This is a genomic window from Corallococcus terminator, assembly GCF_003611635.1.
Lineage (GTDB): Bacteria > Myxococcota > Myxococcia > Myxococcales > Myxococcaceae > Corallococcus > Corallococcus terminator.
Map to the genome: position 1 here is coordinate 40,571 of NZ_RAVZ01000023.1, position 7,886 is coordinate 48,456.

Genomic DNA, 7,886 nt, shown 5'->3' on the forward strand with positions numbered 1-7,886 from the left:
CCGCACGTTCGTGGGTCCTCGTCCAGGCGCTCGCCACACAATCGGTGCCGGACAGCCTGCGATGGAGGGCTGCATGAATCCCCACGCGGATACCGCACCCACCTGGGTGCGCACCCACGCGCAGGCGACACCGGATGCCCCTGCGGTGGACTCGCCGTGGGCCCGGCTCACCTATGCCCAGCTCGAAACACGCATGCTGGCGCTCGCGGGACACCTGCGAGACGCGGGCGTGGAGCCGGGCGCGCGCGTCCTCATCGCCCTGCCCCTGGGCTGCGCGTCGGCTGTCGCGGCGCTCGCGGTGCAGGCGCTGGGTGCGTGCGCGGTGGAGCTGGACCGTGAGACGGGCGCCGACTCGCTGGACGGCATCCTCGCGCAGACGGGTGCGCGGCACGCGGTCATCTTCGGCCAGGACGCTCGTCGTTGGACGGGCCGCACATCCCTCACCCACTTCGTCGTGGTGCACGGCTCCCGTCCCCCGGAGCGCCTGCGCGGCCTGCTGACGCCCGCGACGTCCACGTGGTTGCAGGAGGACGGCGCGGTGGATCCGGACATCGTCCCCGCGCCCCTGGCCGCCCTGCCCTCCCTGCCTCCGGAAGCGCCCGCGTCCATCGTCTTCACGTCCGGCAGCACCGGCACGCCCCGGGGCGTCGTCCAGACGTTCGCCAACATCGCGGCGAACACGCGATCCATCGTGGAGTACCTGGGCCTGACGGCGCGCGACCGCGCCATGCTCATCCTTCCCCTGCACTACTGCTACGGGAAGAGCGTGCTCCAGACGCACCTGCTCGCGGGCGGCTCCGTGTTCCTGGATCCGCGCTTCATGTACCCACAGGTCGTGCTGGAGGCCATGGCCACCGAGGCGTGCACCGGCTTCGCGGGCGTACCCCTCACCTTCGAACTGCTGCGCCGTCAGGCCGCGTCCGAGTCCCTGTCGAAGCTGCCACTGCGCTACCTCACCCAGGCCGGCGGCGGCATGTCCCCGGACACGGTGCGCTGGACGCGCGAGTCCTTCCACCCCGCGGAGCTCTTCGTGATGTACGGCCAGACGGAGGCCACCGCGCGGCTGAGCTACCTGCCGCCCTCGCGCGCCACCGACAAGGCAGGCTCCATCGGCCAGGGCATCCCCGGCGTGACGCTGGCGGTGGTCGCGGAAGACGGGGCGCCGCTCGCGGACGGCGAGGTGGGCCAGTTGGTCGCGAAGGGCGCGAACGTGACGCCCGGCTACCTCAACGCTCCCGAGGACACCGCCGCCATCCTCCGCGACGGCTGGCTGTGGACCGGCGACCTCGCGTGGCGCGACGCGGACGGCTTCTTCTTCCTCGTGGGCCGCGCGAAGGAGATCCTCAAGGTCGGCGGCCACCGGGTGAGCCCCGCGGAGATGGAGCACGTGCTCGCGCGCCACCCGGCGGTGCTGGAGGTCGCGGTGGTGGGCGTGCCGGACGACCTGGGCGGCGAGGCGGCGTGCGCGGCGGTGGTGCTCAAGCCGGACGCCACGCCGAAGGAGGACGACCTGCGCCGCTTCTGCCGCGAGTCCCTGCCCGCCCACAAGGTGCCTCGCCACGTGCTGTTCACCGAAGCGCTCCCGCGCGGGCCCACCGGCAAGGTGCTCAAGGCCGACCTGCGCACGCGCGTGCTGTCTTCACTTTCTTCCCCTGAATCGAGGTCGTGACGATGAAGTTCAACAAGCAGGTGCTGGAACTGGACTGGGAAGCCAAGGCCGCGTCGCTGTCGGACGGGCTCAAGGAGGCCGTGCTCAAGAAGCTGCGCAAGCGCGGGCTCGTGGTCGCGGTCTCCGGCGGCATCGACTCCGCGTGCGTCGCCGCGCTCGCCGTGCGCGCGCTGGGCCCGGACCGCGTCTTCGGCATCCTGCTGCCGGAGCGCGACTCCAGCGGGCTGTCCTCCAAGCTGGGCCGCGAGCTCTGCGAGAAGCTGGGCATCCAGCACACGCTGCATGACATCGCGCCCGTGCTGGAGGCCGCCGGGTGCTACTCGCAGCGCGACGCGGCGGTGCGGTCGGTGTTCCCCGACTTCCAGCCGGACATGAAGTGGAAGATCGTCATGCACGGCGACCGGCTCAACACGGACGCCCTCAACGTCTTCTACGTGGTGGTGCAGGTGGACGGGCAGGAGCAGCGCTTCCGCCTCACGCCGCAGGCCTACGTCCAGATTGTCGCCGCCACCAATTTCAAGCAGCGCGTGCGCAAGATGATGGAGTACTTCCACGCGGACCGGCTGAACTACGCCGCGTCCGGCACGCCCAACCGCCTGGAGTATGACCAGGGCTTCTTCGTGAAGCTGGGCGACGGCGCCGCGGACGTGAAGCCCATCGCCAGCCTCTACAAGACGCAGACGTACAAGCTGGCGCGGCACCTGGGCGTCATCGACGGCATCCTCAACCGCGAGCCCACCACGGACACGTTCAGCCTGGAGCAGTCGCAGGAGGACTTCTACTTCTCCGTGCACTACTCCCAGTTGGATCTCATCCTCTGGGCGAAGAACCACGGCGTCACGCCCGAGGAGGCCTCCCCGGAGATGGGCCTCACGCCGCAGCAGATCCAGCGCGTGTTCGACGACATCGACCAGAAGCGCCGCACCACCGCGTACCTGCACGCGCAGCCGCTGCTGCTCGAAGAGGTCTCCGAGCTCAAGCCGTTCAAGATTGGCTGAAAGCCGGGCCTCTCACCCGCCCCCGGAGGCCGCTTCGATGGAGTCCGCGGCCTCCACCCGGAGGCGCTCCTCCGGGGTGAAGGAATCAAAGAGCAGCCGCTGCACGGCGGCCTGACGCAGGGCCGGATCCGTCTGGGTGCGGCCCAGCGCCTCGCGCTTCGCGCGGAAGTCCGCCAGCCGCTGCTTCCACTGGGCACGCTCCTGATCCAACGCCTCCAGCCGGCCGGTGGCCTCCGGTCCCACGGTGGACAGCCGGTGCTGGCGCAGGTCCTCCGGCGTCGCGCCCCCGGCGACCAGTTCCTGCTCCACGGCCATCTGCCGCAGCGGACGCGCGGCCTCCTCGCGGCTCTGGCGCACCGCGGGAGGAAGACGCTCCTCCAGCGCGGCGATGCGCTTCTCGCGCTCCTCGGCCGTCAGCGATGCGTCCTTCTGGAGCTTCAGCCGCTCCACGGCCACCGCGTCCACCGCCTCCTCCTGGCCGAACATGCCGTCGGCGCTGCCGCCCAGGTGCTCGCGGCGCAGCTTGCGCAGGGCCTCCAGGCGCTCGCCGGTGTCCATCGTGCCAGCCGACGGCGTCCGTCCCAGCGACCGGGCCGCTTCGAGGTAGGCCAGGTAGTCGTCCAGCACCTGCACCGCTTCGTCCATGGCGGCGGGGGGCAGCTTCTTCGCGCGCAACGACGCGAGGATGCGCTCGCGGATCACCGCCGGGGACTCCTCGCCCGTCGCGGACAGGTAGTAGTTGAAGAAGCGCAGCAGGTCCGGGTTCGGCACCAGGTGTCCGGACGCATCCACGAAGACGGAGCCATCCTCCTCGGTGTCATGGAGCGAGCCCGGCAGCGGCGGCAGGGTGTCCCCGGGGGACTGCGCCGTCGGGACAGCGGCAGCGGGCGCTGAAGCAGGCGTCGCATGCGGGCCAGGGGCCTGGGCGACGGGAACAGCGGACGGCGGTACCACGGGTCCGGGCGCGTCCTCCACCCGGACCTTCCACCATGAGAAGACGCCGGCACCCAGGAGGGCGCACAGCACGACCACGAGCATGACGGCGCGGCTCTTCATGGCGGGATGCTCCTGGACTACAGGCCCGCGGTCTTCAGGCGGTTCGCCTGGGTGCGGAAGACGGACTTCGGGTCGGTGAAGAACGCCGTGAGACCGAGCACCTGGTTCACTTCATCCAGGTGGTTCATGTCGTAGTTGTCACGGATGACCGTGCCGAAGCGCGAGCTGCAGCGGCCCACGAGGCCGTCGTTGGACTCGCTGTAGAAGAACGACGACAGCTTCAGCGCGTAGTCGGACGCGTCGAAGATGTTGGTGAAGGGATCCGTGCCGGACCAGGAGTAGTAGCGCTGGCCCTGGGTGCCCGTCGCCGCGCCGGTGCCGCACGAGGAGGTGGGCAGGCCCGCCGGGAACTTCGCGTTGTACGTGGCCGCGCCCGACGAGGACAGCGCCGCCAGCGCGCCAATCGCGTCCTGGGGCTGCGTGTGGCCGGACAGCAGGCCCAGCACCATGCCCAGGTTGTTGGCGAAGTACGCGAGCACGCTCTCCGTGAACGAGCCGCCCTTCAGGTTCCCGCGCAGGTAGGTGGCCAGGTCCGCGCCCTTGTGCGGCGTGCCCACCGTCGTCACCGACGCGACCAGGTCCGGCCGCACGGCCGCCACGTAGCGCACGTCGAGACCGCCGTGGCTGTGGCCGATGAGGTTCACCTTCTTCGCGCCGGAGCGCGCGAGCACGTTCTGCACCTGCGCGAGCAGCGCCTCACCGCGCGCCTCGCTCGTGTTGAACTGCGGAACGTGCGTGATGTAGACCTTCGCGCCGCCCGACGTCAGGTTGGATTCGATGCCGTAGAAGTAATCGAGCACGCCAAACAACGAGTCAAAACCCGCCATGCCGTGCGCGAGCACGATGGGGTACTTCGTCTGCGTGTACGTATCCGCGGCGCGGGCAGGCTGCGCCCAGAGGGCAAGAACTGCGACGGTCAGAACGAGGGTCCGGACAGCGTTTCGCATACAGGCTCCTGATGGGAGGGCGGGCCGGTCAGAGGGATTGACCCGCGAATCAGCCCATAAAGCGAGACACTGATAAAAAGCAAGCCAGCCCCTGATTTAGCCGCAAAGCGTGTCAGATCTGGGTCAGGCCAGACGCCGGGGGTTGTCCCTCTTCACTCTACGACGCATTGCATTGAGAATTGAGACGCATTGCGCCATCTCAATCCAACGCATCGCATCATCATTCCAACGCCCTGCGTTGAGCTGGCATCATGCGAGGGCCTTCCCGAGGAGCGCACGATGGACGCCGCCGCCTACCAGGGCTTCACCACGGAGTTGACGCGCAGGGCTGACGCGGACGGTCGTTTCCGGGGGCTCGTGGCGCTGGGTTCGATGGCGGCGCGGGACTACCTGCCGGATGACTTCAGCGATCATGACTTCTTCGTCATCGCGCAGCCCGGACACGCTGAAACATTGAGACAGGAGCGTGGATGGTTGCCGCGCGCGGAGGAGGTTTCACACGCCTTCCGTGAGACAGCGCACGGCGTGAAGGTCGTCTACCGCGACGGACACCTGCTGGAGTTCGCGGTGTTCGACCTGGAGGAATTGTCCTGGGCCCGCGTCAACCGCTACCGCGTGTTGTTGGACCGGGGCGACGTGGCCGCGCGCATGGAAGAGCGTGCGCAGGCCACCGCGCGGGAGCTTCAACAGACGGCGCCGGATGATGCGTGGTTGTTCGGGCAATGGCTCACACAGGTGCTGGTGGGCCTGGGACGCCACACGCGGGGCGAGGTGCTCAGCGGACGGGCTCGGCTCGATGAGGCGGTGCGCCTGTTCTGCCTGCTGCTGGCCCGCCACGTCCCCGCGCCGGAGGCTTCGGTGCTGGATGGGTTGGATCCGCTGCGGCGCGTGGAGCGCGTGTACCCGGACGTGGGGCGTGAGCTGGCACGCGCTCAGGAGGGGGATTCGCCGGGGCTTGCTCGGGCGCTGCTCCAGCTCGCCACGCGCGAGCTGTCCCACGTGCCCGCCTTTCCGCGCGAAGGAGTGGCCGCCGTGGAGGCCCGGCTGCGCGCCCTGCACGGATAGCGCGCCGCTCAGGCCTGCGCGGAGCTGGCGGCGACGTACGCGGGCACCTGCTCACGGGCGTTGTGCGCGATGACGAGCACCTCTTCGGGCCGGGCCTGCCGCCGGGCCCAGTCCATGAGCGCGGTGAAGCCGTCGGACGCGGGGGCCGCCGTGTCCAATGGGACGCGCTGGTGGTGCGCGAAGAAGAGGTCCTCCGGGCCCAGGTTCTGGTGGGCCCACGTGCGCCAGCCCGGCAGCGGTCGGCCCGGCGCGGGTTGCAGGCCGGTGACGGTGAAGCCTCCGGTGGAGAAGACGCGCGTCAGGCCCACCAGCGTCGCGCCCGTGCCGAAGCCGCACACCACGCGCCGCACCTTCGGGAAGCGCTCGCGCACGTGCGCCCTCAGGGCCGACGCCCAGGACTCCACGCACGCCACCATCGCGGCGTTGGTGAGCTGCCGGGGCCAGCACCAGCCTTCGCGCTCATACGCCAGCGCGTGCTCCCACAGCTTCGCGATGGAGTCCGCGTGGCGCACCTGTCCCTGGAAGCCGTGGGCCCGGAGGTACGCCTCCCCCGCCGCGTCCGTCAGCGCCACCGTGGGCACGCCCCGTTCGCGGCCCAGGACGTCCAGCGCCAGCGCGCTCGACCCACCGGACAGCTCCACCAGTCCGCGCGAGCCCGGCGGCAGCGCGGCCAGGTAGCGCGAGAAGGTGAGGTACTTGAGGCTCCCGGACGGCAGTGCTCCACCCCACAGCACCACCGGCCCGTCCACCCGGGGACGTGACAGGGAATACGCTCCGCGCATGGTCGGCCCTCCCGGTGCGCACACCGCCCGCGCACCCCGACTGGAGGCCATTGTCCGGGGCCGCGTCCCGGGAGGCCATCGCCCCCCGGCCCTGGCGGATGTCCCCTGGAGGACGGCGGGCCCACGGTTATGCTCCGGGCCCATGTCTCAAGCACCTCGCGTCCGCATCCTCCTGTCGGAGACGTACAACCCCTGGTTCAACCTCGCGACCGAGGACTGGATCTTCCGCGAGCTGGACCCCAGCGCGCAGACGCTCTTCCTGTGGCGCAACGACAACACGGTCGTCATCGGGCGCAACCAGAATCCCTGGTCCGAGTGCAACCTCACGCGCATGGAGGAGGACAAGGTCTTCCTCGCGCGGCGCACCAGCGGCGGCGGCGCGGTGTTCCACGACCTGGGCAACACCTGCTTCACCTTCCTGTCCGCCAAGGAGGGCTACAACAAGACAGCCAACATCACGATCCTCCTGGACGCGCTGTCGCGCCTGGGCGTGAAGGCGCAGGCGTCCGGACGCAACGACCTGGTGATTCCGCTGGAGGACGGGCCCCGGAAGATCAGCGGCAGCGCGTACCGCGAGACGAAGGACCGCGCCTTCCACCACGGCACGTTCCTCATCGGCGCGGACCTCACGCGGCTGTCCAACTACCTCACGCCGCACCCGAAGAAGCTGGAGTCCAAGGGCAGCGCGTCGGTGCGCTCGCGGGTGATGAACATCCGCGACCTCCAGCCGGAGGCCTCACACGAAGCGCTGGTGGAGGCGATGATTGGCGCGTTCTGCGACTTCCACGGGGCGACGGCGGAGCCGGAGCTGCTGGAGCCTTCGTTCCTCGAAAGCCAGCCGTCGCTCAAGCGCACGTTCGACCACTACGCGTCGTGGGATTGGCGCTTCGGCAACGCGCCCCGCTTCAGCCACCAGATGGTGGAGTACCTGTCCTGGGGCTTCTTCGAGGTCCACGTCGACGCGGAGAACGGACATGTCACCCGCGCGCAGGTCTTCTCGGATGCGCTCTACCCGGACCTCGTGCAGGACCTGCAGGCGGCGCTGGTCGGCAAGCCGCACAGCCGCGATGGGATGCGGCAGGCCGTGGCCGAGGCCCGCTCCCGCCACCCCGCGCAGGAGCGGGAGCTGGGCGAACTGGAAGCGTGGTTGATGGGCCAGGTCGAGGTCTGACCCGGCCCACCGGACAGCCTCAGCGGTGACCGCCACCGCCCCAGCCGCCACCACCGCTCCCGCTGCCGCCGCGGGAGCTGCCACCACCGGAGCCGCGGCCACCCGAGCCACGGCCGCTGGAAGCCGCACCGCCGGACGAGTGGACGCCGGAGCCACCACCGCTCCAACTGCTGGAAGAGCCGCCGCCCGACGGACGGC

At 70.1% G+C, this 7,886-nt stretch carries 7 protein-coding genes; 4 read left to right on the forward strand and 3 right to left on the reverse strand.

Translation table 11 applies throughout. The annotated features are described in order from the left end of the window. Positions 1–73 precede the first annotated feature (73 nt). A complete protein-coding gene (locus D7V88_RS05765; protein ID WP_120539593.1) occupies positions 74–1,669 on the forward strand; it encodes a class I adenylate-forming enzyme family protein in 1,596 nt (531 codons plus the stop codon). A 2-nt stretch (positions 1,670–1,671) separates the two neighbouring features. After that, positions 1,672–2,667 (forward strand): NAD(+) synthase, encoded by a 996-nt coding sequence (gene nadE / locus D7V88_RS05770; protein ID WP_120539594.1) that lies wholly within the window; start codon positions 1,672–1,674, stop codon positions 2,665–2,667. A 12-nt stretch (positions 2,668–2,679) separates the two neighbouring features. Here nadE and D7V88_RS05775 read toward each other — a convergent pair whose 3' ends face one another. Beyond that, positions 2,680–3,723 carry a lipase secretion chaperone gene (locus D7V88_RS05775; protein WP_120539595.1) on the reverse strand — a complete coding sequence of 348 codons (1,044 nt, stop codon included), beginning with the start codon at positions 3,721–3,723 and terminating at the stop codon, positions 2,680–2,682. 17 nt (positions 3,724–3,740) lie between these two features. Then, a complete protein-coding gene (locus D7V88_RS05780; protein WP_120539596.1) occupies positions 3,741–4,670 on the reverse strand; it encodes an esterase/lipase family protein in 930 nt (309 codons plus the stop codon). A 279-nt stretch (positions 4,671–4,949) separates the two neighbouring features. Here D7V88_RS05780 and D7V88_RS05785 point away from each other — a divergent pair, with 279 nt between their 5' ends. Further along, entirely contained in the window at positions 4,950–5,735 is a 786-nt protein-coding gene (locus tag D7V88_RS05785) for a hypothetical protein (RefSeq protein ID WP_120539597.1), read from the forward strand. 8 nt (positions 5,736–5,743) lie between these two features. On the opposite strand, the gene D7V88_RS05790 is transcribed toward D7V88_RS05785, so the two are convergent. Then, the gene (locus tag D7V88_RS05790) at positions 5,744–6,517 is read right to left on the reverse strand and encodes a pyridoxal-phosphate dependent enzyme (RefSeq protein ID WP_120539598.1); all 774 of its coding nucleotides are present in this window, start codon (positions 6,515–6,517) and stop codon (positions 5,744–5,746) included. A 142-nt stretch (positions 6,518–6,659) separates the two neighbouring features. On the opposite strand from D7V88_RS05790, the gene lplA reads away from it, so the two are divergent. Beyond that, positions 6,660–7,688: a lipoate--protein ligase gene (gene lplA, locus D7V88_RS05795; RefSeq protein WP_120539599.1), complete on the forward strand. Its 1,029-nt coding sequence runs from the start codon at positions 6,660–6,662 to the stop codon at positions 7,686–7,688. Positions 7,689–7,886 lie beyond the last annotated feature (198 nt).